The organism is Prevotella jejuni, assembly GCF_900187995.1.
GTDB classification, from domain to species: domain Bacteria; phylum Bacteroidota; class Bacteroidia; order Bacteroidales; family Bacteroidaceae; genus Prevotella; species Prevotella jejuni.
In genome coordinates, this window is sequence record NZ_FZNZ01000012.1 from 61,121 (window position 1) to 85,562 (window position 24,442).

Consider the following 24,442-nt stretch of genomic DNA (forward strand, 5'->3'; position numbering starts at 1 on the left):
AATGAAAATACTTATTACTGGCTATCATGGCTTTGTTGGACAAAATCTTATACCTTATTTGAAAGAGAAAGGACATGTTGTCTACGGGCTTGGGCGGTCAGGCGATTATTTATGGAAAGATCTTGAAGAAAATAAATTACCGGATGTAGATGCTATAATTCATCTTGCTGGTAAAGCACATGATACGAAGAATCAGACAGAAGCTGGTGTTTATTTCAAAGTTAATGTTGATTTGACAATGAAGGTCTTTAATTACTTTATCAAACATCCAAATATAAAAAAGTTCATATTCTTCTCTTCTGTCAAGGCCGCAGCAGACCAAGTTAATGGTGAGGCTTTGACAGAGGATATGCCGATGACGCCTAAAGGCCCTTATGGAGAAAGTAAGGCTGAGGCTGAGAAGAAAATAAATGAGGTATGGAGTAATTTGGATATGAATCAAAAGGGCTCTCGTCATGTGTATATTTTGCGTCCTTGTATGATGCATGGGCCCGGTAATAAAGGTAATCTGAACTTACTTTATAAAGTCGTAAATGTAGGATTACCTTGGCCATTAGGAGCCTTTGAGAATAAGCGTTCTTTCTGTTCTATAAGCAATGTTTGTTATGTAGTGGGGCAGCTTTTGGCTTTTGATGTAAAGAGTGGAACTTATAATTTGGCTGATGATGAAGTTTTGTCTACAAATGAGTTGATTGGTATTATTTGTGAAAACTTAGGTCGTCCGACTCGAATATGGAAATTTGGACGCTCTGCTATGTCATCTTTAGCTAAGACTGGTGCCAAATTGCATTTACCTCTAACCACGGAACGTTTGGCTAAGCTTACAGAGAACTATATTGTTGATAATAGCAAGATTAAGAATGCGTTAAAGATAGACAGAATGCCTGTTCCTGCTCGTGAAGGTCTTTCTTATACGATACATAGTTTTAAGGAAAAATAGTAAATGGAAATCATAGATAAGAATTTGTTAGATACTGTAAGTGCAGCAGCAAAGTCGTCAGAACGCTTGCGGATGAATCATAATTTTCATGAAACTTTAGAGGCTCCATGTCAGCGTATGTTGAATGCTTTGGAACCTGGAACTTTTGTCCCTATCCATCGTCATAGACATACAGCAGAGACTTATATACTACTGCGTGGAAAGCTTAAGATATTTTTCTATAATGAAGAGAAAGTAATTATTGAAGAGGATGTTCTCGACCAATCTCATGGATGTTATGGTGTCCATATTCCTGCTGGGATATGGCATTCTATGGAGGTATTAGAGTCTGGTACTATAATCTTCGAAACAAAGGATGGTCCGTATACTCCTATAACAGAACAAGATATATTAAAATAAGTAAGCATGTTGCAGATAGCAATTATATTTCTTTCGCTTTTCATTCTTGAAGTTTTATATTTTAAGGTTGCTGATTACTTTAATATTATAGATAAGCCATCAGAACGAGGGTCTTCAAAGTTTATTACTCTTAGAGGAGGTGGTATAATCTTTTATATTGGTGCCTTAATTTGGTTTATATTCTATGGAAGAGAGTATTGGCTTTTCTTTACAGGACTTAGTATAGTCTCTATACTTAGTTTTGTTGATGATATACATTCTTTAAGTGCACGATTACGTTTACCATTGCAGTTTATAGGAATGTTACTGCTATTATTCCAGTTAATTCTTGGGAATAATAGTATAATAGATATAAACAGTAGTGGATTCTTTACTATAGTCCTTATTCTTGTTTTGGGCTTGGTGATTTGTACGGGAGCTATGAATGTTTTTAATTTCATGGATGGTATCAATGGAATAACAGGTGGATATTCATTAATAGTCCTTTCAGCTATACTTTTCATTTTAGATAAAGAAACTTTGTTGGGTCAGTCATCAGAAGTTGAGACCATTGTATCTTTGTTAAAGATAGTTTTATCGGCTGCCCTTGTATTTTGTTTCTTTAATTTCCGTAGTAGGGCCAAGTGCTTTGCAGGAGATGTTGGTTCTGTTTCTATAGCCTTTATTATCTTGTTTACACTTGGTTTTATAGTTATAAATACAGGGGACCTCTCTTGGCTGTCTTTCCTCGTTGTTTATGGTGTTGACGGCTGTCTAACTATTTTACATCGTATAATGTTGCATGAGAATATTTCTCAACCTCATCGAAAGCATTTGTTTCAGATTATGGCAAATGAGTTGAAGATACCCCATGTAATAGTTTCCCTTGTTTATATGGCGGTACAATTATTGTGCTGTATTTGGTATATTATGTATCCAGGTTATCTTACACTTTTGTGCCAGATTATAATATTATCTATTATATATATACTATTCATGCGGAAGTTCTTTAAATTGCATCAGGGATAGAGATAGTATAAGCTTTATAGGAATTATTAAGGGCTGACGTCGTAGATCTTAATGTCTTCGGTGCCAGCCCTTGTTGTGTTTTTCCATATATTAGATTATGGTAATATCTTGTGACTCTACTTTCTTATCTGATACATGTAAGCCGTCGAATTATTGAGCGGATGAATAAAAATCCTAAATTCTATTAGGTTTGTACCTCAAGTGGGTGATAAGCCAGAGTTTTTATGCTATTTAATAATGTTAGTGTCGCAAAAGTACGAAAAAAAATGAACGAACGAAGAAAAGAAAAGAAAAATAGTACTTATTTTTCAAGATTTCTTTTCTCTTCTTTTTTGATAATATCTTTTACAGATTCAGGCGTGTTTGGCGGTAGTAACATTGTAGATATCAATGAGTTGAGAATTGTCGATATGTTTTTTAATTGCATCGTCTCATTGTGTTTGTTGGTCGTATTGTTGTCTATTTTCGACAGTGAATCTTTCGGCAATGTAGCCTCATAATTTGCCAAGCAAGCAGCTGACATTCTTTTTATTTGAGCAAGTCTTACTTGCACATCTTCATCCTGTTTATACAGACTATAAATCTTTTCAGCATTCATATATTGGTCGTATGCTGGTTTCCATGATTGAAGAAACATATTACATAGGCCTAAGCGGTAATAGACATCAGCCTTTTCTCGTTCATAACATACGGTTAGTGTCTTCTCATAATAGGGGATAGCCTCTTTGTAACGCTTAAGGTTGAACTTACTTTCAGCCGTGGTGTAATAGTAGACTGACCGTTCATGTGGAGCGAACACCTCCAGTTTTGGCATAGCGTTTTCTAAGTATTTTGCGGCAGTCTCGTAATCCCAATCGTGGTAATAGCACAATCCTATATAAGCCTTAAAGCGTTCGTTAAGCTTATACTCTTTATCTAATCGTTGAAAGATAAGCAGGGCTTCATGATACTTTGCCGACGTAAAGTATTCCAATGCCTTTCCCAACTCTTCAGCATCCTTGCTTTTTTGTGCAGATGCAGAGACAGAGCACGTTAGGAACAGTAGGAGTGTTATGATTAATTTCCCTGTTATTCTTACAGCCATATAATCTCTTTTACAATCTTCTCGCCGTATTGTGCAAGGTCGATATCAATCAGAACTTTTCCCTTTTGATGGTTTTCATGCGAGTCACCCATCGTCTGTTCAATCTCCTTTAGACATTGTACTACTTGAGTGAGCGACATCTCTGTTTCAAGAGTTCCTATACAGTTTAAGAACTTATCCGACGTGATTCCAATCGGTTCAGTCCATTGTGTATCCGAGAATTTGACATTCTTGAAACGCTGTTTCAACAGTGTCTGTGCCTTTGAAATATTCTCCTCTTGATTACAGTTTGACCCCAATGCGATAATAGTCTTCATAGAGTACAAAGTTACGTATAAGTTTTGAAATGTTTGAGAGATTTAAGATAAATCACTTTGTAGTATATAATAAAACGTGTATTTTTGCAGTTATATTATATAAAAAGAACTTTTATGAAGCGATATATTTTCCTTTTTATCTCATTCCTCTATATGTTTTCTACCGTAGCGTCGGGACAGGCAAGGTGGAATCAAGTTTATCAATCTTATATTGATCAGTACAAAGACATGGCCATTGAAGGTATGTTGAAGTATGGAGTACCAGCAAGTATCACCTTAGCACAAGGTTTGCTTGAGAGTGGGGCAGGCCGTGGTCGACTCGTACTTTTAGGTAATAATCATTTTGGAATCAAATGTCATGGGTGGGCTGGACGTACTATCACACACGATGATGACGCAAAAGGAGAATGTTTCCGTGCCTACGATAGTGCATTAGAGAGCTTTGAAGACCATTGCAAGTTCCTTCGCGACCGTCCACGTTATAATAGTCTGTTCAGTTTAGATAGGACTGATTATCGTGGTTGGGCATACGGGTTGAAGCGAGCTGGGTATGCTACTAATCCTGTTTATGCACAGAGTTTGATTAACCTGATAGAGTTGTATAAGCTCTACGAGTATGACAAGGCCACTCGTTACGACCGCTTTATGGCGCATCACAGCGGTGAGAACACTGTTGTTCGTGATATTGATAAGGGTAGGATTAGTCCTGCTCAGATAGTAGGAGCCCATCCTATCAATAGATATAATGATAACTATTATATTGTTGTAAGACAGGGCGATTCGTTTAAGTCGTTAAGTAAGGAGTTAGAGATAAGTGCAAGGAAGCTTGCTAAGTATAATGAGCGTGATAAGCATGACCGACTTATTCCTGGCGAGTATATCTGGTTGAAGAAGAAAAAGAAGAAAGCACCGAAAGAATATAAGAATCGTCCATATTATGTAAGCAAGTCTGAGAGCTTATATGATATTGCACAGCGATATGGTATTCGTCTGAAGAGTCTCGTGAAGAAGAACGAGAAACTTGCTGAGCGTGGTCTGCGGATTGGCGATGAGGTGATATTATATTAGTACAGAACCCACCGGGTTATCCCTGTGGAGATGTTTGCAAACGTTGTTGGGTATTGAATATTGGCTGTTATTGGCCGGAGTAAGAAAGTCATATTTCGCTCATTACCTATATAGTTATAGCGAACTTAATCCCGTTAGGTACTCCTCTCTTTCGGAGGAGGTAGGAGAAGATGTCTCTTTAGACACTCTCCTTTTTCATAGACGTTGATAGGAGGTCAGTCCGTTTGGCATCCTCCTCCTTTTCGAGGAGAGGATAGGGGAGAGGTTTTAGGGGTTGGGAGGAAGGGTTCCTTTTCTCATCATGTCAAATCTTTTTGCTCCTCTCGAACTTGACACATGCTCTTTAAGATGATAGAAGGGGCCTTTCAACGTTCAAGAACATGCCCTTCTTGCATACAAAAGACGCCTTTCTTGAGGCAAGAAAGGCATCTTTAATAATGCTATATATAACTCGTTGACTTATTGCGGGTTATAAACTTGTTTATAAGAGATATTATACCTTCGTAGTGAAAGACTTTGGCTTGATATCATGTAATGATTTTTCGCAGTCTTATCGGTACCCCTAAAAGATGGAATGATTATAGAGATACTCCCCGTGAGGGTTTGAGAGAATGTGGTAAACCCACGTCCTTCTCTCATTTAGTAACCCTCTCTACGACTATAACGAATAGTCAGTATGATGCTCCGTAGGTTGGGTAAGCCATAGATAAGATACTGTTAACCTCCCATGAATGGTGAGAGTATCAACTGATTAGAAATCAGTCAGACAGGTATCCAAGGCTTTGGTGATAGCCTCTTTATCGAGGTTTTGGCCAATAAATACGAGTTTCTGCATTCTGTCTCCGTATGGTTCCTCCCAATCTTTCTTAAGTTTAGGATTTTTCTCAAGGAACTCACGTAATTGGAACTGTGGCATTGTAGCATACCACTGACCAGCATTGCGTAGGCTAACTTGCTTTCCTGCTTGCTCGAAAACATAACAAATATCTTTCTCGTTAGCGAAGTAGCATAAGCCTTTACAACGTATAATCTGCTTAGGCCATTGGCGTGCAACGAAGTCATCAAAGAAGTTTATATCAAATGGTTTACGTGCATTATACACGAAGGTCTGGATATTATATTCCAAAGCCTCGCCACTCTCTTCGTTTTCCAAGCCATGATGGTGGTGGTGATGATGGTGATGATGGTGGTGGTCATGATGTTCTTCATGCTCATCGTGGTCGTCTTCATGCTCATCATGGTCATGGTGATGCTCATGTTCTTCCTCCTCCTCATCGTGTCCTTCAATCTCTGCAATCCAAGCCGCAGACGTTGCAACCTTATCAAAGTCGAAGTCTCCCGTATTGATAATCTTATCTAAGTCAACATCTCCATAGTTACATTCGATAATCTCAGCCTTTGGTTGGAGTGAACGGATAATCTTCTTTACCAATCCCAACTCATCCTTGCTGACATCATCCACCTTGTTGAGGAGAATGATATTACAGAACTCAATCTGTTGGATAAGTAGATTCTCAAGGTCATCTTCCTGTAAGTCTTTCTTCAGAAGGTCACTACCCGCAGAGAACTCATCACACATACGACGTGCGTCAACGACGGTAACGATAGAATCGAGTACAGCCTTTCCTTTCTTGGCCAGGTCTGGATACATCTGTGGATAAGCACAGATAGTCTGTGCAATAGGGGCTGGTTCGCAGATACCACTTGCCTCAATGACGATATAATCGAACTTTTGCTGTGATACAATCTCGTTCAACTGCTGCACTAAGTCCATCTTCAACGTACAGCAAATACAACCGTTTTGGAGTGCAACGAGCGAGTCATCCTTCTGGTCGACAACACCACCAGCCTCAATAAGGTCGGCATCAATATTCACTTCACCAATGTCATTAACGATGACGGCAAACTTAATACCTTTCTTGTTGGCAAGTATCTTGTTTACTAATGTTGTCTTACCACTGCCTAAGTAACCTGTAAGCAGAAGGACAGGAGTCTCTTTTATATTCATATTATGTGCCTTTTTGTTTTATAATTCTTAGACTACAAAGTTACAAAAAATATGCCAAGTGACGTATTCCGTATGGTGAAATATTGCGTAATTTAGTCTTTCCTATTCCATAATAGAAAGAGAACGGCTATGCCATGATTGGTATAACCGTTCTTTCGGGGATGTGTATTGTCAACTAATGGTCCTTGTAGACAAAAGGAAGAGTGAGACACTTATCCTATTGAAAACAGTTCTATCTCGAAGATTAGAGTAGAGAAAGCAGGAATGTCACCGTCGCGTTTTGTGCCATAGCCTTCTTGATAAGGAATGTAGACACGCCAGTGGTCGCCTTTGTGCATTGCGCAGAGTGCTGTTTGAAAACCTGTAATCAGTTCGTTGACACGGAATGCCTCAGGGATACCTCTTTGCCAACTATCGTCAAACACCTTACCAGAGATGAGGCTACCGCAGTAGTGACAGGTGACGATCGAACGTTCAGAGACTTGTCCCTCACCGCTTCCATCCTTTATTACTTCATAGAGAACACCATGCGAAAGGCTTCGGATACCCTCTCTCTGACTAAGTTCTTTTAGATACTCTTCGTTCTTCAGTTTGTATTCTTGCTTCTTACTCATATCATTTAATTATCCAATAAAGCATACAAAAGTAGCTAATATCTTTTGAATTCACAATTAATTCAATTACATTTGTTTCGGCATAGTATTTGTACAATTGCTTATAAACGAACGATATGGATTTTGATAGAATAGAGAATGACGCACGTCGAGCAGAGCTGATTAGAGTGTTGGAACATTCAATAGAACGCTTGTCATTGGCAGAGTTGGAGGCTTTGTATTACGACCTGGTGGCTAAGGATTACATTAGAGAGTAGAGAAATGCAATTGATGGATAACTGGAACAGGGAGATACTGCGCCTTGCCATCCCCTCTATTATAAGTAATGTGACAGTACCACTGTTAGGTCTTGTCGACTTGGCGGTGGTAGGGCATATTGGCAATGAGACCTATATCAGTGCGATAGCAGTCGGTTCGATGATATTCAATGTGATGTATTGGCTGTTAGGCTTCCTTCGTATGGGTACGAGTGGTATGACTTCTCAGGCATACGGGAGGAAAGATAGGCAAGAATGTTTAGATATTCTAATACGCACCTTGATGATAGGAGTGGGCATGGGCTTGCTCTTCATTGTGGCACAACGTGGCATAGAGTGGGGGATGCTTCGGTTGATGAATACGCCAGCAGCCTCGTGGCGCTTTGTAGCCACCTATTTTAGAATAGTGATATGGGGCGCTCCGGCAATGTTGGGACTCTATGGCTTGACCGGATGGTTTATCGGTATGCAGAATACACGTACGCCTATGCTTGTCGCAGTATTGCAGAATATAGTCAATATCCTTGCCTCTCTCTTCTTCGTCTTCGTGCTTGGTTGGGGGGTAAGTGGCGTTGCAACAGGAACATTACTTGCTCAATGGGTAGGTTTTCTTGTCTCTCTGTATGCTGCTTATAGGCAGATAACTACTGTCGGAGTTGTCGAGCGTGAGTGTTTGCAAGAGTGTGTCCGTCGAGTGTTGGCTATGACGGGGAAGTGGGGTGAGTTCTTTCGTGTAAACAAGGACATCTTTTTACGCACCCTTTGTTTGGTAGCTGTCAACTTTTTCTTTACCTCGTCAGGTGGAAAGCAAGGACCAATGATTTTGGCCGTAAACACCTTGTTAATGACATTGTTTACGCTGTTCTCTTATATAATGGATGGTTTTGCATACGCAGGAGAGGCACTAAGTGGGAAGTATTATGGTGCGGGAGACAAAGTAGGGTTGCGCATAACCGTTCGTCGATTGTTTGGTTTTGGCATCATTATGGCTTTGTTTTTTACATTGATGTATGTCTTCGGGGGTGTAGGTTTCCTCCATCTTCTCACAAGCGATAGGACTGTTGTCGTCGCAGCACACCCCTATCTCTTCTGGGCCTACCTTATTCCCGTAGTGGGGATGGCAGCTTTTGTGTTGGATGGGGTCTTTATTGGGTTGACAGCAACTAGAGGGATGTTGTTCTCAACAGCTATGGCAATGATAACATTCTTCGTTGTCTATTATCTACTGTGGAGTAGTTATGGGAATGATGCTTTATGGATAGCATTCTTATCGTTTCTTGGTATGAGAGGAATAGCCTCTATACTGTGGGCACGTAGATATTTAGTAATATTTTAAGTAAAAAGATTGTAAGATGAATCTTAGTAGAGTAATAGTCCTTCTTCTAATCCTTCTAATAGGTGTTGGGTATGTAAGTTGGCATGTGTGGCAACTCCTGCCGATGACGGCTACAGGTAAATGGGTCGTTACAGGTGCGTTGCTTTTGTGCTTAGTATGTTTTTTTACCAATTTTATTTTTGGTCTTGATGATAAGCCAATGTCTGTGGCTGTAGCCCTGTATGAACTGGGGAGCTCTTCTCTTTTCATCGGATTCTATTTATTGTTGTTCTTTCTTGTACTCGATTTAGGTAGACTGTTTCATCTTGTTCCTCGTTCCTTCTTTTACAATAGTTGGATAGGTACGGTGTCGGTTATCGTCATTATGACAGGTTTATTTGTCTATGGCTATTTCAATTATCTACATAAAGAACGTGTACCTATGGTTTTACAGTCCGATAAACCTTTTCACCAACCGCATAGATTGGTAATGATGTCGGATTTACATTTGGGTTATCATAATCGTGCAGATGAGTTTAGAAAGTGGGTTGACATGATTAATGAAGAGAATCCAGAGGTAATTCTGATAGCTGGCGATATCATTGATAGAAGTATTCGAGCTTTGATTGATCAAGATATGGCGTCAGAGTTCCATCGCTTGAAAGCTCCTGTATATGCTTGTTTGGGCAATCATGAGTATTATAGTGGCGAACCCCGTGCTAAAAAGTTCTATCAAGATGCGGGGATACATTTGCTGATCGACGAGCATAGTGTGGTACCTTTGGCAGGTGGTGACTCAATCCTTATTGTAGGACGTGACGATAGGACGAATAAAAGACGTGCCAGTCTACGACATTTGATAGGGTCAGCACCAAAAGGTTATTATACGATTCTTATGGATCATCAGCCTTATCACTTAGAAGAGGCACAGCAGGCAGGGGTAGATTTCCAACTCTCTGGGCATACACACTATGGACAGGTATGGCCTATAAGTTGGATAGAGGACCTTATCTACGAGGATGCCTTTGGGCCTTTACAGAAGGGAGATACGCATTATTATGTATCTTCAGGAATTGGCATTTGGGGTGGTAAGTTCCGAATTGGAACAAGGTCTGAGTATGTGGTGGCTGATATCAAGAAGGAGTAAGGTGTGTTGTTCATTCTGAATGACACTCTTTATAAAGCAACTATACATATAAGACGCTTGTAATTAGATATTTACTACGTACGGTTAAATTATAAACGTAAGTCTTTCTCCTCGTTGTCTACTTTGGTGCTGGTACTTTGCACATGTTGTATTGATGTCAAATACCAATGGTGTGAGGTGTCTGCACCATCGCTGTTAAAGGCTAAAAGTCTTGTAGAATGTCTTTGGTCTGAATCCTGTTTATCAGTAGGACGGCTGTAAACGACCAAGGACTAACAAGATGTCTGATAGCAATACGATTAATAACCAGATTTGACCATTATAGTTTATGGCAAGTCCTAAGTTTTAGACAGAATTTCTCTCAATGCACTTCAACACATTTCTGATGTGGAAAGGTGTGCGTTATTATGTGTTGAAGAATCTAAAAAGAAAAACAGTTATTAGCTTGTAGTTATCAGAAAATAGTTGTATTTTTGCAAAGAATATGATTCGATCGATAAAATAAGGGGCGAAGTTCCATAATTTTCGTTCGTTTTTATTTTGCTAAAATTAATGTTGATAGTTGACTACACGTTATTTGTTCAAATGAAAAAAATTATTTTCTCCCTCATAGTTACGGCTATGATTGTGACAATGTCAGGATGTGGTTCAAGTAAGGGCTTTACCTACTTACAAAATGCTGACTCTATTAGCCTTGCTGCTTCACGTGGTTTGTATGACGCACGCATTATGCCAAAGGATGAGTTGACCATCACGGTGAACACTACCGACCCTGATGCGGCAGCTCCTTTTAACCTGCAAGTACGCAACCAGTTGGGAGGTGGTAAGCAAGTTAGTTCTGGTGGTGGTTCTTTACAGGGCTACTTGGTAGACAACTCTGGCTTTATCAATTTCCCTGTGATTGGTAAGATTCATGTAAGTGGCTTGACAAAGCCTGAGTGTGAGGACCTTATCAAGAGTAAGATTCAACCTTATTTGGCACGCACAGAGAATCCTATTGTGACGGTTCGCATGAGCAGTTATCATATAACAGTGCTTGGTGAAGTTGGTCACCCAGGCGTTATTCCTGTGTCAACGGAGAAGATGAGCGTTATGGAAGCTATTGCACAAGCAGGTGACCTTGGCGTTTATGGTAAGCGTAATAACATCATGTTGATACGTGAAGATGCGACAGGTCAGAAGCACGTTGTACGTTTGAATCTTAATGATGCAAACTTGCTGAACTCACCTTATTATTATCTTCAACAGAATGATGTGCTCTATATTGAGCCAAACAGCGTAAAGGCTAAGAACTCTGGTATCGGTAGTTCAACCACTCTCTGGTTCTCTTTTATCGGTATCGTGACGTCAGTAGCTTCGCTGCTTGTGAACGTGTTGAGAAAGTAATATACTGTCCTTGGAGGCTATTCATATAGTCTTCTATGGAAGAAATATAATTGGAATGAGAATATCTTTGACATTCATGTCTTGGGTAGACCTTTCGGGTCTACCAAAAAGAGGGGGTGTGAGAGGTGTTCTCTTTTTTGAATAGAATAATAGATTGTATTAGGAATATGTGTGGAATTGTAGGATACATTGGAACAAAGCGTGATGCTTATCCCATTTTAATTAAAGGCTTACAGCGTCTTGAGTATAGAGGGTATGATAGTGCAGGTGTTGCGTTGATAAACGAGAGTAAGAATCTGAATGTATATAAGACTAAGGGGAAGGTTGCCGACCTGGAAGAGTATTGCTCTGATAAGGATACAACAGGTAATATCGGCATTGCTCATACACGTTGGGCTACTCATGGAGAGCCTTCATCAGTAAATGCTCACCCGCATTATTCGCAGTCTAAGAATCTTGCTATTATTCATAATGGCATCATTGAGAACTATGCTGAGATAAAGTATAACCTCATAGAGAAGGGAATGAAGTTCCAATCAGAGACTGATACAGAAGTGTTGGTGCAACTGATAGATTATATACAGACGAAGAAAAACCTCAGTCTGTTGGAAGCTGTACAGTTAGCACTTCATCAAGTCATTGGTGCATACGCCATAGCTATACTTGATAAGCGTAATCCTGATACGATAATTGCGGCACGTAAGCAGAGTCCGTTGGTGGTTGGTATTGGTGATGGAGAGTTCTTTCTGGGCTCTGACGCCAGTCCTATCATTGAGTATACGGATAAGGTAGTGTACTTAGATGATGGTAATATTGCCGTTATGAAGTTAGGAGAGGAGCTGAAGGTGGTTAATATTCTGAATGAAGAGTTATCACCTGAAGTGCGTACTGTAGATATTAATCTTGGTCAGATAGAGAAGGGTGGGTTCCCTCATTTCATGCTTAAAGAGATTTTTGCGCAACCAGAATGTTTAAAGAATTGTATGCGAGGACGTGTTCATCCTGAGCATAATCAGGTTACGTTGAGTGCTTTGATAGACCATCGTAATGAATTACTCAATGCAAAGCGCATAATTATCGTAGCTTGTGGAACAAGTTGGCATGCAGGATTAATAGGTAAGCAGTTGATAGAAGAATATTGTCGTATCCCTGTTCAAGTTGAATATGCAAGTGAGTTTCGTTATGGAAATCCCGTAGTTGGTAGTGGTGATGTTGTCATTGCTATCTCGCAGAGTGGTGAAACAGCAGACACACTTGCGGCAGTTGAGCTTGCAAAGTCTAAGGGTGCTTTCATTTATGGCATCTGTAATGCGATAGGCTCAAGTATTCCTCGTGCTACTGATACGGGTACTTATATTCATGTAGGACCTGAGATTGGCGTAGCATCAACGAAGGCCTTCACAGGACAGGTTACTGTGTTGACAATGTTTGCACTTGCACTTGCACATGCAAAAGGAACTATCAGCGAAGAAGATTACAAGAAAGTAATAAAGGAATTGGCTGAAATGCCATCTATTATAGAAGAGGTGTTAAAGTCAAATGAGCAGATAGCAGACTTAGCTCGTACGTTTACTTACGCCCGTAACTTCCTCTATCTTGGTCGAGGATATAGTTATCCTGTGGCTTTGGAAGGTGCATTGAAGTTGAAAGAGATATCTTATATACATGCAGAAGGTTATCCAGCAGCAGAGATGAAACATGGTCCAATTGCTTTGATTGACTCAGATATGCCAGTTGTAGCTATTGCAACCCATAACGGAATGTATGAGAAAGTAAGGAGTAATATCCAAGAGATAAAAGCACGTCAAGGTCGTGTGATAGCTTTAGTATCAAAGGGTGATACAACAATCTCTAAGATTGCGGATGCTGTCATTGAACTTCCAGACATGATGGAATGTCTTGAACCATTAGTAGTAACGGTTCCACTACAGCTGTTGGCTTATCATATAGCTGTATGCAAAGGTAAGGATGTTGATCAGCCGAGAAATCTGGCGAAGTCAGTTACTGTTGAATAAGGAGAGGATGAACGGTAGTAATCCGAACATTAAAAGACATAGTCTGTACGAGTTAACGCTCAATGGGCAGGCTATGTACACTCCTAAAAACATGAAACCAATAATATCTTCCTCTTTATAAAGGGAGATATATAGAGAAAAAGAGTAAATTAAAAGAACAAGATAGACAGAAAGCTTATCAATGGAAAAGAACATTCATGAAGATTGCGGTGTAGCAATGATACGTTTGCTGAAGCCGTTAGAGTATTATCAGGAGAAGTATGGCACCTGGATGTATGCACTGAATAAACTCTATCTGATGATGGAGAAGCAGCATAATCGTGGGCAGGAAGGGGCTGGTATGGCTTCTGTAAAATTAGACTCTGAGCCAGGTAATGAATATATGTTCCGTGAGCGTGCAGAGGGAAAGAATGCTGTTACTGAGATATTTGCTAATGTTCATAAGCATTATAAGGACTACTCACAGGAGCAGTTGTCTGATGTTTCTTTTGCTAAAACTAAGCTTCCCTTTGCGGGAGACCTTTATATGGGCCACCTTCGGTACTCTACTACCGGCAAGAGTGGCCTTTCTTATGTTCATCCTTTCTTGCGTCGTAACAATTGGAAGGCTAAGAACCTCTGTATGTGTGGCAACTTTAATATGACGAATATTGAAGATGTCTTTGAGATACTGACCGAACAAGGACAGTGTCCACGCATCTATAGCGATACGAATATCCTATTGGAATTGATGGGACACAGACTCGACCGTGAGGTTGAACGTAACTTTGTGGCTGCTCAAAAGTTAGGTTTGGAGAAGCGTGCTATCACCAACTATATTGAAGAGAACGTACAGATGAGTAATGTCCTCAAGACAACGATGCAGCACTTTGATGGTGGTTACGTTATTTGTGGATTGACTGGTTCAGGTGAGATGTTCTCTATTCGTGACCCATGGGCAATACGTCCTGCTTTCTATTATAAGAATGATGAGATTGTTGTCTTAGCCAGTGAGCGTCCTGTTCTACAAACAACATTCGACCTCGAATGTGATGATATTCAAGAATTGAAGCCTGGTCAAGCACTGATAGTCAACAAGAGTGGGGAGTGTTCACTACAGCAGATACTTGAACCTAAGCAGAATGCGGCTTGCTCTTTTGAACGAATTTATTTCTCTCGTGGCTCGGATCGTGATATATATAAGGAACGTGAAACCTTAGGACGCCAGTTGACAGATGCCGTCTTGAAGGCTGTTGATTATGATACAGAGCATACTGTTCTCTCGTACATCCCTAATACAGCTGAGGTAGCATTCTATGGTCTTGTTCATGGCTTTAAGGAACAAATAGACAAGAAGAAGGTTGAGCAGATTGCAGCTTTGGGTTCTAATGCTTCTCCAGAGGAGGTTTATCATATCATTCATCAAGATGTACGCTCAGAGAAAGTGGCATGGAAAGATATAAAATTGCGTACTTTCATTACAGAAGGTAACTCACGTAACGACCTTGCCTCTCATGTCTATGATGTTACATACGAGTGTATTAAACCCTATCAGGATAGTCTTGTCATCATTGACGACTCTATCGTGCGTGGTACAACATTGAAAGAAAGTATCCTCCGTATCCTTGATCGTCTGCATCCTAAGAAGATTGTAGTCGTGTCAAGTGCACCACAGATTCGTTTCCCAGACTACTACGGTATTGATATGCCTCATCCAGAGGAGTTCTGTGTGTTCCGTGCAGTAATCGAATTGATACGTGAGCGTGGGCAAGAAAGTCTTCTTCGTGAAGTGTATGAGAACTGTAAGAAAGAATTGGCAAAGCCTAAGGGCGAACCTATCTTCAATGCTGTACGTGCTGTCTATAAGCCATTTACGGTAGATGAGATAAATAAGAAGATAGTTGAAATGCTTCGCCCTGAGGGGATGACAACGCCTGTTGAACTTGTCTTCCAGAGTGTAGAAGGATTGCATAAAGCTATTCCTAATCACCCAGGTGACTGGTATTTCACAGGAAACTACCCAACTCCTGGTGGTATGCGATTGGTCAATGCGGCCTTCGTTAACTATTATGAGCGTGAACACTTAAATGCAGGAAAGGCGTAATAAACGCCTACCTGTAAATTATCATCATGATAAAAAAGATTTATTTTCATGAAAAGAAAGATTTCTTTTCACGATAAGAAATAATTCTTTTCACGATAAGAAATAATTCTTTTCATGAATAGAAATTTCAATCCAACAATACTATAAGCAATGAGGAACGTAACTTTAGTCTTAAGTGACGGAACAAAATTCCATGGAAAGTCGTTTGGATATGACGCCCCAGTGGCTGGTGAAGTAGTCTTCAACACTGCTATGATGGGCTATCCAGAGAGCTTAACCGACCCTTCATACGCGGGTCAGCTATTAACAATGACCTTCCCATTGGTAGGTAATTACGGTGTACCACCTTTTACTATAGGGGAGAGTGGTATCCCAACCTTCATGGAGAGTGATAAAATCTATGTATCGGCTTTAATCGTATCAGACTACACAGAGGAGTATTCTCACTGGAATGCAGTGGAGAGTTTGGCTGAGTGGTTGAAGCGTGAGCATGTGCCAGGCATTACTGGTATTGATACACGTGAACTTACAAAGGTGCTGCGTGAGCATGGAGTGATGATGGGTAAGATTCTCTTTGATGATGAACCAGATAATATCCCAGAGGCCGATTACGAGGGAGTGAACTTTGTTGACCGTGTTTCAACCAAGGAGATTATCCGTTATAACGAGGGTGCTGGTAAGAAAGTAGTACTTGTAGACTGTGGTGTAAAGGCCAATATTATCCGGTCACTTATTAATAGAGGAGTAGAAGTTATTCGTGTTCCTTGGAACTATGACTATACAGGAATGGACTACGATGGTCTTTTCTTGGCTAATGGACCTGGTGATCCAGACATGTGTAATGATGCTGTTGAGGTTATTCGTAAACAGATGAGTATGAGTAAGAAGCCTATCTGTGGTATTTGTATGGGTAACCAGTTGCTTTCAAAGGCTGCAGGAGCAAAGATTTATAAGTTGAAATATGGTCATCGTGGACATAATCAGCCTGTTCGTATGGTGGGTACAAATAAGTGTTATATCACCTCACAGAATCATGGGTATGCCGTTGATGCATCAACCTTAGACAAGGATTGGCAGGAACTCTTCGTTAACATGAATGATGGAAGTAATGAAGGTATCTGTCATAAGGAGAACCCTTGGTTCACTTCTCAGTTCCACCCAGAGGCTTGCTCTGGTCCGGTTGATACTTACTTTATGTTTGATAAATTTGTAGAAACACTGAAATAATGAAAGACGAGTCAATAAAGAAAGTCCTGATACTTGGTTCAGGCGCATTGAAAATTGGTGAGGCAGGCGAGTTTGATTACTCTGGTTCACAGGCATTAAAGGCCTTACGTGAGGAGGGTGTTTCTACTGTTTTGATTAATCCAAACATCGCAACAGTACAGACATCAGAGGGTGTTGCCGACCAAATCTACTTCCTTCCAGTTCAACCTTACTTCGTTGAGCGTGTTATAGAGAAGGAACGTCCCGACGGCATCCTCCTGTCTTTTGGTGGTCAGACAGCACTAAACTGTGGTGTTGAGTTGGATAAGACAGGAGTTCTGAAGAAGTATAATGTAAAGGTTTTAGGTACTCCTGTTAAGGCTATCATGGACACTGAAGACCGTGAACTCTTCGTTGAACGACTCGATGAGATAGATGTAAAGACAATCAAGAGTGAGGCTTGTGAGGATATTCAGCAAGCACGAGTGGCTGCAAAGAACCTCGGTTATCCTGTTATTGTACGTGCTGCATACGCATTAGGTGGTCTTGGTAGTGGATTTGCCGATAATGAGGAAGAACTGAATACACTCTGTGAGAAGGCTTTCTCATTCTCTCCTCAGGTATTGGTGGAGAAGAGTTTGAAGGGCTGGAAAGAGATAGAGTACGAGGTTGTTCGTGACCGTTACGACAACTGTATAACAGTTTGTAACATGGAGAACTTCGACCCACTTGGTATTCACACAGGTGAGTCTATCGTTATTGCACCATCTCAGACCCTTTCTAACAGCGAGTATCATAAGCTTCGTGCACTGTCTATAAAGATAGTACATCATATTGGTATTGTTGGTGAATGTAATGTTCAGTATGCTTTCGACCCAGAGAGTGAAGACTATCGTGTTATTGAGGTAAATGCTCGTTTGTCTCGTTCCTCAGCTCTTGCCAGTAAGGCAACTGGTTATCCTCTTGCTTTTGTTGCTGCTAAGTTGGGTATGGGTTACGGACTCTTTGAGTTGAAGAACTCTGTTACAAAGACCACTTCTGCTTTCTTCGAACCAGCACTTGACTATGTAGTTTGCAAGATTCCACGTTGGGACCTCAGTAAGTTCCGTGGTGTGGATAGGGAGTTAGGCTCAAGTATGAAGTCTGTTGGTGAGGTAATGGCTATTGGTCGTAACTTCGAGGAAGCCATTCAGAAGGGGCTTCGTATGATAGGACAGGGCATGCACGGCTTTGTTGAGAACAAAGAGTTGCAGATAGACGATCTTGATGCAGCGTTGCGTGAACCTACCGACAAGCGTGTGTTCCTTATTTCTAAGGCGATGCACAAGGGCTATACGGTTGACCAGATTCACGAACTAACCAAGATTGACCGTTGGTTCCTTAATAAACTCAAGCATATCATAGATATTGATGAGGAACTGAAGACAAAGAATATCAACACACTTGATAAGGAACTTTTGCGTACAGCAAAGGTTTATGGCTTTACTGACTTCCAAATCGCACGTGCTGTTGGGTTGGAGGAAGAGTGCAAGAAGATGCACGAAGCTATGAGAATCGTTCGTCGTTTACGTAAGAGCTTTGGTATTCTTCCTGTTGTTAAGCAGATAGATACGTTGGCTGCGGAATATCCAGCACAGACCAATTACCTGTACGTTACATACGCAGGAGTGGCTTCTGACATTACATTCTCTAATGATCGTAACTCAGTTATCGTACTTGGTTCAGGTGCTTACCGCATTGGTAGTTCTGTAGAGTTTGACTGGTGTGGTGTTCAGGCATTGAATACCATCCGTCGTCAGGGTTATCGTTCTATCATGATTAACTATAATCCAGAGACAGTGTCAACGGATTATGACATGTGTGATCGCCTCTATTTCGATGAGTTAACATTCGAGCGTGTCATGGATATCATTGATGCAGAGAACCCACATGGTGTGATTGTGTCTACAGGTGGACAGATTCCAAATAATCTCGCCATGTATCTTGATGAGGAGAACGTGTCCATTCTTGGAACATCAGCAAAGGATATTGATAACGCTGAGGACCGTGCTAAGTTCTCGTCAATGCTTACAGAGAATGGTATCAATCAGCCAGAATGGAGTGCATTGACAAGTATGGACGATATTGATAAGTTCGTTGACCGTGTTGGTTTCCCAGTACTTGTACGTCCATCTTACGTCCTTTCAGGTGCTGCTATGAATGTTTGTTCTAATAAGGATGAGCTTACTCGCTTCCTTCAGTTGGCTGCAAATGTCAGTGAAGACCATCCTGTTGTGGTAAGTAAGTTCATTGAACATGCAAAGGAGATTGAGATGGATGCTGTTGCACAGGATGGTGAGATTATGGCATACGCTATCTCTGAGCATATTGAGTTTGCTGGTGTTCACTCTGGTGATGCTACTATCCAGTTCCCACCTCAGAAACTTTATGTTGAAACAATGCGCCGTATCAAGCGCATCAGTCGTCAGATTGCGAAGAAATTGCACATCAACGGACCATTCAACATTCAGTTTATGGCACGTGATAACGATATCCTCGTTATTGAGTGTAACCTCCGTGCGAGCCGTTCATTCCCATTCGTTAGTAAGGTGTTGAAGCTCAACTTCATCGACTTGGCTACTAAGATTATGCTTGGTGCACCTGTTGAGAAGCCTAATAAGAACCTCTTCGACCTTGATTACGTAGGTATTAAGGCGTCTCAATTCTCTTTCAATCGTTTACAGAAGGCTGACCCAGTGTTGGGTGTTGATATGAGTTCTACTGGTGAGGTAGGTTGTTTGGGTGATGATACCTCTACAGCTTTGATGAAATCAATGCTGTCAGTTGGTCTTCGAATACCAAAGAAGACAATCTTGTTGTCAACAGGTGGCGCAAAGCAGAAGGCTGAGATGCTCGATGCAGCAAAGATGTTGAAGCAGCATGGTTATGAACTTTATGCAACAGTCGGTACATCAAAGTATCTCACAGAGAACGGTATTGAGAACACACTCGTCTATATGCCATCAGACGAAGGACAGCATCCACAGGCGCTTGAACTTCTCCATGAGAAGAAGATAGACATGGTTGTGAATATGCCAAAAGACCTTACGCCACGTGAGTTGACCAATGGTTATAAGATTCGTCGTGCTGCTATCGACCTCAATGTACCATTGATAACGAATAGCCGACTGGCAAGTGCGTTTATTTCAGCCTTCTGCAATGTCGGAATGGATGATATTGATATCAAGGCATGGGGCGAGTATTAATGCTCTTCAGATATTAATAAGCGTATAGGGAGTTTAGAGATAAGTTATCTTTAAGGGTATTCATACATATTTCTAAACTCCCTTAACTTTTTATTTGAGAACGAGGTGGTAATGTGTTTACTGCCTTTTACTCTCTTGACCCTTTTACTTTTAGAATATGAAACTACTATCTATGCGGGCTCTTCCTACATCTTTTGTGGTTGTTATGGCCTTTGCTATTATGTCATGTTCAGGTTATTCTTCACGAGGAGTAGGACATTATGATACGACACAGGTTGACACAATGATGGCTGTCGACCTTGATAGTAATTCGTCTGGTGATGGGACGTATGTATCGTCATGGTCTTATCAGAATGACTCACTTGTTGCCAAGACACAAAGTGCACCAAATAAGAAATCACAGATAACTCCTTCTAACCGTATGACGATACGAGTTAGATATCTTGGACGTGTTGGAGTTGAGGCTTGTATGATACTTGGTGATGGTGAGCAGTTTGCTGGTAATAGTTATGATACAACTAATTTTGTACGTGTCTACGCATACGGAGAAGAGGTGGGGAGGTTCAGTTATAAGCCTGGAATCAGTAAACAAACTGACTCCGCATTTGTTCAAGACCCCATAGGTTTCGTTGACTGTCTCCGTAAGTATCGTTCTTTCAAGATAGAAACAACCACTTTTACCAGCGGAACACTTGTTTATAACTTTGATGCCATTGCGACCTTGGCTAAAAGAAGATAAGAGGGTAGTGTGTTACCATGGGAATTTTTGTTTTCTCTAATTCCCATATCGTGATATTATTAGTTGGTCGTATAGATAATATAAAGGATAATGAAGAAAGGACTTGTATTAGAAGGAGGCGCCATGCGCGGATTGTTTTCAGCTGGTGTGATGGATGTTTTGATGGAGAATGAGATATGGCCTGATGGTGTGATTGGTGTTTCTGCTGGTGCTGCCTTTGGTTGTAATATGAAGTCAAAACAGCCAGGACGGGCGATAAGATACAACAAAAAGTTGGTAAACGACTGGCGTTATGCTTCTTTGCGTTCACTCTTAACAACAGGTGATTACTATGGTGGTGAATACGCTTATCATTATATGCCTCGTCATATTGACTACTTCGATGTTGATACTTTCCGTGAGAATCCAATGGAGTTTTGGGCTGTATGTACAAACGTTGGAACGGGTAAAGCGGAGTATAAGCGACTGATGGAGGTTGATAATAATTGTTTAGAGTATATTCGTGCCTCTGCATCTATGCCTATTGCTGCTCGTATTGTGACGGTAGAAGGGAAGAAACTTTTAGATGGTGGTATTGCTGATTCTATCCCTCTCCGCTTCTTTCAGGAGCAAGGATATGAGCGTAATTTGGTTGTTCTTACTCAACCAGAGGACTTTGTGATGGAGCCAAACTCACTGATGCCTCTTATGCGTATGTGGTTGCATCGTCATCCCCGTGTCGTAAAAGCTTTGGAGCAACGCCATATCATGTATAATGAACAGTTAGCTTATGTTTGTGAAGAAGAAAAGAAGCCTAACACCTTAGTGCTTCGTCCTAAAGCAAAACTAACAATAGGACATTTCTCACACGACCCAGCAATGATGCAAGCAACGTATGAACAGGGTAGGGAAGTAGCCTTAGAGAGGTTAGATGAGATAAAGAAACTATTTGCATTATAAGAAACAGAATACGAATGATGAAGACAAAAGCAGAAGAGAAAGTAAGTATCTTGTTTATTTGTTTAGGCAATATATGCCGTTCTCCAGCGGCTCATGCTGTGATGCAACACCTTGTTGACGAACGAGGGTGGGGCAACCTATACTTGATAGACTCAGCAGGAATTGGGGGTTGGCACGTTGGACAGCTTCCAGACAAGCGGATGAGAGAGTGTGGAAGGCAGCGTGGGTATAATGTCAATCATCATGCTCGGCAGTTTGATGCAAGCAGAGATTTTGATTGTTTCGATAAGATTGTCGTTATGGACGAAGAGAACTATCGTAATATTACGTCGCAAGCACCGAATGAGACGGCCCGAAAGAAGGTTATTCGAATGGCAGATTTCTTCACTCAGCACCCTTCAGCTACTTGTGTTCCCGACCCTTATTATGGTGGTACAGAGGATTTCAACTTCGCTCTTGATTTGATAGAAGACGGCTGTGAGGGTATCTTAAAAGCTCTATCAAATCATTGATAAAGTCTATTAACGAAGACTGAATATAAGACTCACAATTACAGAAATATTTTTCATTTCATTTTGCTGTCATATTTAACATTTCATGTAATCTCGTTGTAAACTAATGTGTTAGGTGACAATATTGAATGACAGTAATGACAGCAAATTTAGTTTTAGGTGAAATGCTGCGTTATCGACTCTCTGAAGCAAAGTTGTGGGAAATGTTCTATTTGCAAGGAGCTATTAAAAGGCTTAGAAGAATAGGAAGACGAACACTAAAGAGGTTGAATGCAGTGTCGCTCACATAGGTGATTGAATCATCAAGAACTTGTAGTTATATAACTGACACCGAGCTGGGAGAGTAGGGTGATGAGTCCTTTTTTATTGGTTTACAACATCTTTACAACCAGTCCGAAGTCTCCGGATAATCTGTCCGAGGCGTCCGTACAACTTGTCCGAGGCCTTCGTACAATTTGTCCGAAGCCTCCGTACAACCTGTCCGAGGCCTTCGGACAATCTGTCCAGGACATCCGGACAAGATAAGATAAGCCTTAAAACGTGGGGAGAAGATGGGATAGAGGAAGGAATAAGGGTGTTGTGACATGAAAAAGTAAGGATTTACTGAAATTCTTTCTTGCCCTTCTCAAAACCATTACCTATCCCTTATCAATTATGATGATGGCCAATAGAGTCCAAGGATGTTTCTTTCTTGAGTCTTATTAAGTGGTTTCTATCTCTCGTTAGCTCCATCATTTCCTACATCAGAACTACACAAAAAGAGTCCCATAACAAACTATTATTAGTTATATTATGGGACTCTTTGTTTTATTCTTTCGTAGCTTATAACTATTCCATAGTCTTCAATATCTCTTGACAGAGCATATATCCCTTTATCATCATACGTGGAACGTGGAATGGACCCTTGAAGATATTACCCTTTGCAGGCTGTGCAACGGTTCCATCACGATGTAGGTAACCATACCACTCAGGATAGTCTTGATCAGGGAAGTGGGCGTATGTCCACTCGCTAATACGCTGATGACGATAGAGATATTCCTCGTCGCCTGTTCCAAGGTAAGCATAGAGGGAGGCAATGATTGTCTCGCACTGTGGCCACCAGAACTTCATATCCTGTGAGTAGTCCTGTGGTGGGAGGTTACGGCAGTCTCGGAAGTTGATGATACCACCATATTGCTTGTCCCATCCCCAGTCCCATGACCAATCGAAGATGGTGAGGGCAGTGTCGAGTAGGTCTTTATCCCAGTTGCGCAACTTTGCTTCCTCCATGATAAACCATGCCGTTTCAATACAATGACCAGGGTTGATAGTACGTGTTGCATTGGTATCAATGAACTCTCCCTTTGGACCGACTGTTTCAAGCAGCGCCTTAAACTCTGGGTGCATGAAGTAGCGACGGAGCAATGAGATAGACTCATCAATCTGCTGAGTCAGTGTTGGGTCGTCAATCACCGCACGCAGACGTGAACCAACGTTGATGAGAATCATAATGATAGAATGGCTCTGCATCTCTACTGTAGGCTCATACTTAGCAGGGAGAAAACCTGGTGTAGAGAGGAAGCGCTGTGCATCATGGAACACCTGCAACGCTCTTTCTGCATAGTGTTTGTCACCTGTAGCCAAAGAGTATTCGGCAAAGGCTATTGCTGCGAATGTCTCTGAGAAAACATAACGACGCTTGCGCAGTGGCTTACCCTCTGCTGTCACCTCAAAGTACATGTGTCCGTCCTTGTCAAAGCAATATTTCTCAATGAAGTCGATAGCCGACTTAGAGGCTTCAAGCCACTCTTGGTTCTTCTCTACATTGTTGTATGCAAAAGCGCAGATGAAGGCCCATCGTCCTTGAAACCACACCGATTTCGTTGTGTCCATTAAGGATCCATCACGGTCCAAGCAGGTGTATATACCGCCATTCTCCTTGTCCCAACCATGGTTCAACCAGAAAGGCATAATGTTGTTTGTTAGGTCGTTCTTGTAGGTTTCAGCCCATGAACGTAAGTATTCTTTCTTATTCATAATCTTAGGTGATATTATCTATATGTTTATTCTCCAATGGATAGCTGTGTAGGGTGGGTAAGGAACGATCTTACTGAGTCCTTCCTTCATCAAAGAAGCCCGACAAATTTAGAACTAATTTACCGATTATCCAAATAAAAGAGA

20 protein-coding genes are annotated in these 24,442 nt (G+C 41.0%); 15 read left to right on the top strand and 5 right to left on the bottom strand.

Going from position 1 to position 24,442, the window contains the following annotated elements; all coding sequences use genetic code 11:
* The first annotated feature begins 1 nt into the window (after position 1).
* From CHB62_RS06050 to CHB62_RS06060, 3 genes are read left to right on the top strand one after another with little or no spacing between them, the layout of a single operon-like run.
* A complete protein-coding gene (locus CHB62_RS06050; protein WP_009011880.1) occupies positions 2 to 940 on the top strand; it encodes an NAD-dependent epimerase/dehydratase family protein in 939 nt (312 codons plus the stop codon).
* A 3-nt stretch (positions 941 to 943) separates the two neighbouring features.
* On the top strand, positions 944 to 1,339 hold the full coding sequence (locus CHB62_RS06055; protein ID WP_009011881.1) for a WbuC family cupin fold metalloprotein: 396 nt from the start codon (positions 944 to 946) through the stop codon (positions 1,337 to 1,339).
* Positions 1,340 to 1,345: 6 nt separating this feature from the next.
* Positions 1,346 to 2,347: an MraY family glycosyltransferase gene (locus tag CHB62_RS06060; protein ID WP_240616159.1), complete on the top strand. Its 1,002-nt coding sequence runs from the start codon at positions 1,346 to 1,348 to the stop codon at positions 2,345 to 2,347.
* Positions 2,348 to 2,648: 301 nt separating this feature from the next.
* On the opposite strand, the gene CHB62_RS06065 is transcribed toward CHB62_RS06060, so the two are convergent.
* Together CHB62_RS06065 and CHB62_RS06070 are read right to left on the bottom strand one after the other, a co-directional pair.
* A complete protein-coding gene (locus CHB62_RS06065) occupies positions 2,649 to 3,431 on the bottom strand; it encodes a tetratricopeptide repeat protein (RefSeq protein WP_089366107.1) in 783 nt (260 codons plus the stop codon).
* Positions 3,422 to 3,748, bottom strand: coding sequence for a 2-amino-4-hydroxy-6-hydroxymethyldihydropteridine diphosphokinase (locus tag CHB62_RS06070; RefSeq protein WP_089366108.1), 327 nt, complete (start codon positions 3,746 to 3,748; stop codon positions 3,422 to 3,424). Before CHB62_RS06070 ends, CHB62_RS06065 begins: the two co-directional genes overlap by 10 nt.
* 114 nt (positions 3,749 to 3,862) lie before the next feature.
* On the opposite strand from CHB62_RS06070, the gene CHB62_RS06075 reads away from it, so the two are divergent.
* Complete coding sequence (locus tag CHB62_RS06075; RefSeq protein WP_089366109.1) at positions 3,863 to 4,816, top strand: glucosaminidase domain-containing protein; 954 nt, start codon at positions 3,863 to 3,865, stop codon at positions 4,814 to 4,816.
* 751 nt (positions 4,817 to 5,567) lie between these two features.
* Here CHB62_RS06075 and CHB62_RS06080 read toward each other — a convergent pair.
* The gene (locus CHB62_RS06080) at positions 5,568 to 6,824 is read right to left on the bottom strand and encodes a GTP-binding protein (RefSeq protein ID WP_009011886.1); all 1,257 of its coding nucleotides are present in this window, start codon (positions 6,822 to 6,824) and stop codon (positions 5,568 to 5,570) included.
* Between the two features lie 212 nt (positions 6,825 to 7,036).
* A complete protein-coding gene (bamJ, locus tag CHB62_RS06085) occupies positions 7,037 to 7,438 on the bottom strand; it encodes a BamJ family beta-barrel-assembly machinery protein (protein WP_089366110.1) in 402 nt (133 codons plus the stop codon).
* A 116-nt stretch (positions 7,439 to 7,554) separates the two neighbouring features.
* On the opposite strand from bamJ, the gene CHB62_RS14845 reads away from it, so the two are divergent.
* The 11 genes from CHB62_RS14845 to CHB62_RS06135 all read left to right on the top strand — a co-directional run bounded on the left by CHB62_RS14845 (position 7,555) and on the right by CHB62_RS06135 (position 22,282).
* Positions 7,555 to 7,695, top strand: coding sequence for a hypothetical protein (locus CHB62_RS14845; protein ID WP_009011888.1), 141 nt, complete (start codon positions 7,555 to 7,557; stop codon positions 7,693 to 7,695).
* 13 nt (positions 7,696 to 7,708) lie between these two features.
* Positions 7,709 to 9,031, top strand: coding sequence for an MATE family efflux transporter (locus CHB62_RS06090; RefSeq protein ID WP_089366111.1), 1,323 nt, complete (start codon positions 7,709 to 7,711; stop codon positions 9,029 to 9,031).
* 16 nt (positions 9,032 to 9,047) lie between these two features.
* The gene (locus tag CHB62_RS06095; RefSeq protein ID WP_089366112.1) at positions 9,048 to 10,157 is read left to right on the top strand and encodes a metallophosphoesterase; all 1,110 of its coding nucleotides are present in this window, start codon (positions 9,048 to 9,050) and stop codon (positions 10,155 to 10,157) included.
* 585 nt (positions 10,158 to 10,742) lie between these two features.
* Positions 10,743 to 11,543 carry a polysaccharide biosynthesis/export family protein gene (locus CHB62_RS06100; RefSeq protein WP_042856203.1) on the top strand — a complete coding sequence of 267 codons (801 nt, stop codon included), beginning with the start codon at positions 10,743 to 10,745 and terminating at the stop codon, positions 11,541 to 11,543.
* Between the two features lie 167 nt (positions 11,544 to 11,710).
* On the top strand, positions 11,711 to 13,558 hold the full coding sequence (gene glmS, locus CHB62_RS06105; RefSeq protein WP_089366113.1) for a glutamine--fructose-6-phosphate transaminase (isomerizing): 1,848 nt from the start codon (positions 11,711 to 11,713) through the stop codon (positions 13,556 to 13,558).
* Between the two features lie 181 nt (positions 13,559 to 13,739).
* Positions 13,740 to 15,641, top strand: coding sequence for an amidophosphoribosyltransferase (locus tag CHB62_RS06110; RefSeq protein ID WP_089366114.1), 1,902 nt, complete (start codon positions 13,740 to 13,742; stop codon positions 15,639 to 15,641).
* Positions 15,642 to 15,791: 150 nt separating this feature from the next.
* Positions 15,792 to 16,868, top strand: coding sequence for a glutamine-hydrolyzing carbamoyl-phosphate synthase small subunit (carA, locus tag CHB62_RS06115; protein ID WP_089366115.1), 1,077 nt, complete (start codon positions 15,792 to 15,794; stop codon positions 16,866 to 16,868).
* Positions 16,868 to 20,092 carry a carbamoyl-phosphate synthase (glutamine-hydrolyzing) large subunit gene (gene carB / locus CHB62_RS06120; protein WP_089366116.1) on the top strand — a complete coding sequence of 1,075 codons (3,225 nt, stop codon included), beginning with the start codon at positions 16,868 to 16,870 and terminating at the stop codon, positions 20,090 to 20,092. The genes carA and carB overlap by 1 nt, the downstream gene beginning before the upstream one ends.
* 157 nt (positions 20,093 to 20,249) lie before the next feature.
* Positions 20,250 to 20,831 (top strand): hypothetical protein, encoded by a 582-nt coding sequence (locus CHB62_RS06125; RefSeq protein ID WP_089366117.1) that lies wholly within the window; start codon positions 20,250 to 20,252, stop codon positions 20,829 to 20,831.
* 90 nt (positions 20,832 to 20,921) lie between these two features.
* Positions 20,922 to 21,770, top strand: coding sequence for a patatin-like phospholipase family protein (locus tag CHB62_RS06130; RefSeq protein ID WP_089366118.1), 849 nt, complete (start codon positions 20,922 to 20,924; stop codon positions 21,768 to 21,770).
* 14 nt (positions 21,771 to 21,784) lie between these two features.
* Positions 21,785 to 22,282: a low molecular weight protein-tyrosine-phosphatase gene (locus CHB62_RS06135; protein ID WP_089366119.1), complete on the top strand. Its 498-nt coding sequence runs from the start codon at positions 21,785 to 21,787 to the stop codon at positions 22,280 to 22,282.
* Positions 22,283 to 23,110: 828 nt separating this feature from the next.
* Here the strand turns inward: CHB62_RS06135 and CHB62_RS06140 are convergent.
* On the bottom strand, positions 23,111 to 24,298 hold the full coding sequence (locus tag CHB62_RS06140; RefSeq protein ID WP_089366120.1) for an AGE family epimerase/isomerase: 1,188 nt from the start codon (positions 24,296 to 24,298) through the stop codon (positions 23,111 to 23,113).
* Between the last annotated feature and the right edge of the window lie 144 nt (positions 24,299 to 24,442).

Coding starts and splice junctions, on each gene's coding strand:
- CHB62_RS06065 (WP_089366107.1), bottom strand. CDS start 3,431: ATGGCTGTAAGAATAACAGGGAAATTAATCATAACACTCCTACTGTTC.
- CHB62_RS06100 (WP_042856203.1), top strand. CDS start 10,743: ATGAAAAAAATTATTTTCTCCCTCATAGTTACGGCTATGATTGTGACA.
- CHB62_RS06140 (WP_089366120.1), bottom strand. CDS start 24,298: ATGAATAAGAAAGAATACTTACGTTCATGGGCTGAAACCTACAAGAAC.
- CHB62_RS06050 (WP_009011880.1), top strand. CDS start 2: ATGAAAATACTTATTACTGGCTATCATGGCTTTGTTGGACAAAATCTT.
- CHB62_RS06125 (WP_089366117.1), top strand. CDS start 20,250: ATGAAACTACTATCTATGCGGGCTCTTCCTACATCTTTTGTGGTTGTT.
- glmS (WP_089366113.1), top strand. CDS start 11,711: ATGTGTGGAATTGTAGGATACATTGGAACAAAGCGTGATGCTTATCCC.
- CHB62_RS06130 (WP_089366118.1), top strand. CDS start 20,922: ATGAAGAAAGGACTTGTATTAGAAGGAGGCGCCATGCGCGGATTGTTT.
- CHB62_RS06090 (WP_089366111.1), top strand. CDS start 7,709: ATGGATAACTGGAACAGGGAGATACTGCGCCTTGCCATCCCCTCTATT.
- bamJ (WP_089366110.1), bottom strand. CDS start 7,438: ATGAGTAAGAAGCAAGAATACAAACTGAAGAACGAAGAGTATCTAAAA.
- CHB62_RS06070 (WP_089366108.1), bottom strand. CDS start 3,748: ATGAAGACTATTATCGCATTGGGGTCAAACTGTAATCAAGAGGAGAAT.
- CHB62_RS06110 (WP_089366114.1), top strand. CDS start 13,740: ATGGAAAAGAACATTCATGAAGATTGCGGTGTAGCAATGATACGTTTG.
- CHB62_RS14845 (WP_009011888.1), top strand. CDS start 7,555: ATGGATTTTGATAGAATAGAGAATGACGCACGTCGAGCAGAGCTGATT.
- carB (WP_089366116.1), top strand. CDS start 16,868: ATGAAAGACGAGTCAATAAAGAAAGTCCTGATACTTGGTTCAGGCGCA.
- CHB62_RS06080 (WP_009011886.1), bottom strand. CDS start 6,824: ATGAATATAAAAGAGACTCCTGTCCTTCTGCTTACAGGTTACTTAGGC.
- CHB62_RS06055 (WP_009011881.1), top strand. CDS start 944: ATGGAAATCATAGATAAGAATTTGTTAGATACTGTAAGTGCAGCAGCA.
- CHB62_RS06135 (WP_089366119.1), top strand. CDS start 21,785: ATGATGAAGACAAAAGCAGAAGAGAAAGTAAGTATCTTGTTTATTTGT.
- carA (WP_089366115.1), top strand. CDS start 15,792: ATGAGGAACGTAACTTTAGTCTTAAGTGACGGAACAAAATTCCATGGA.
- CHB62_RS06075 (WP_089366109.1), top strand. CDS start 3,863: ATGAAGCGATATATTTTCCTTTTTATCTCATTCCTCTATATGTTTTCT.
- CHB62_RS06060 (WP_240616159.1), top strand. CDS start 1,346: ATGTTGCAGATAGCAATTATATTTCTTTCGCTTTTCATTCTTGAAGTT.
- CHB62_RS06095 (WP_089366112.1), top strand. CDS start 9,048: ATGAATCTTAGTAGAGTAATAGTCCTTCTTCTAATCCTTCTAATAGGT.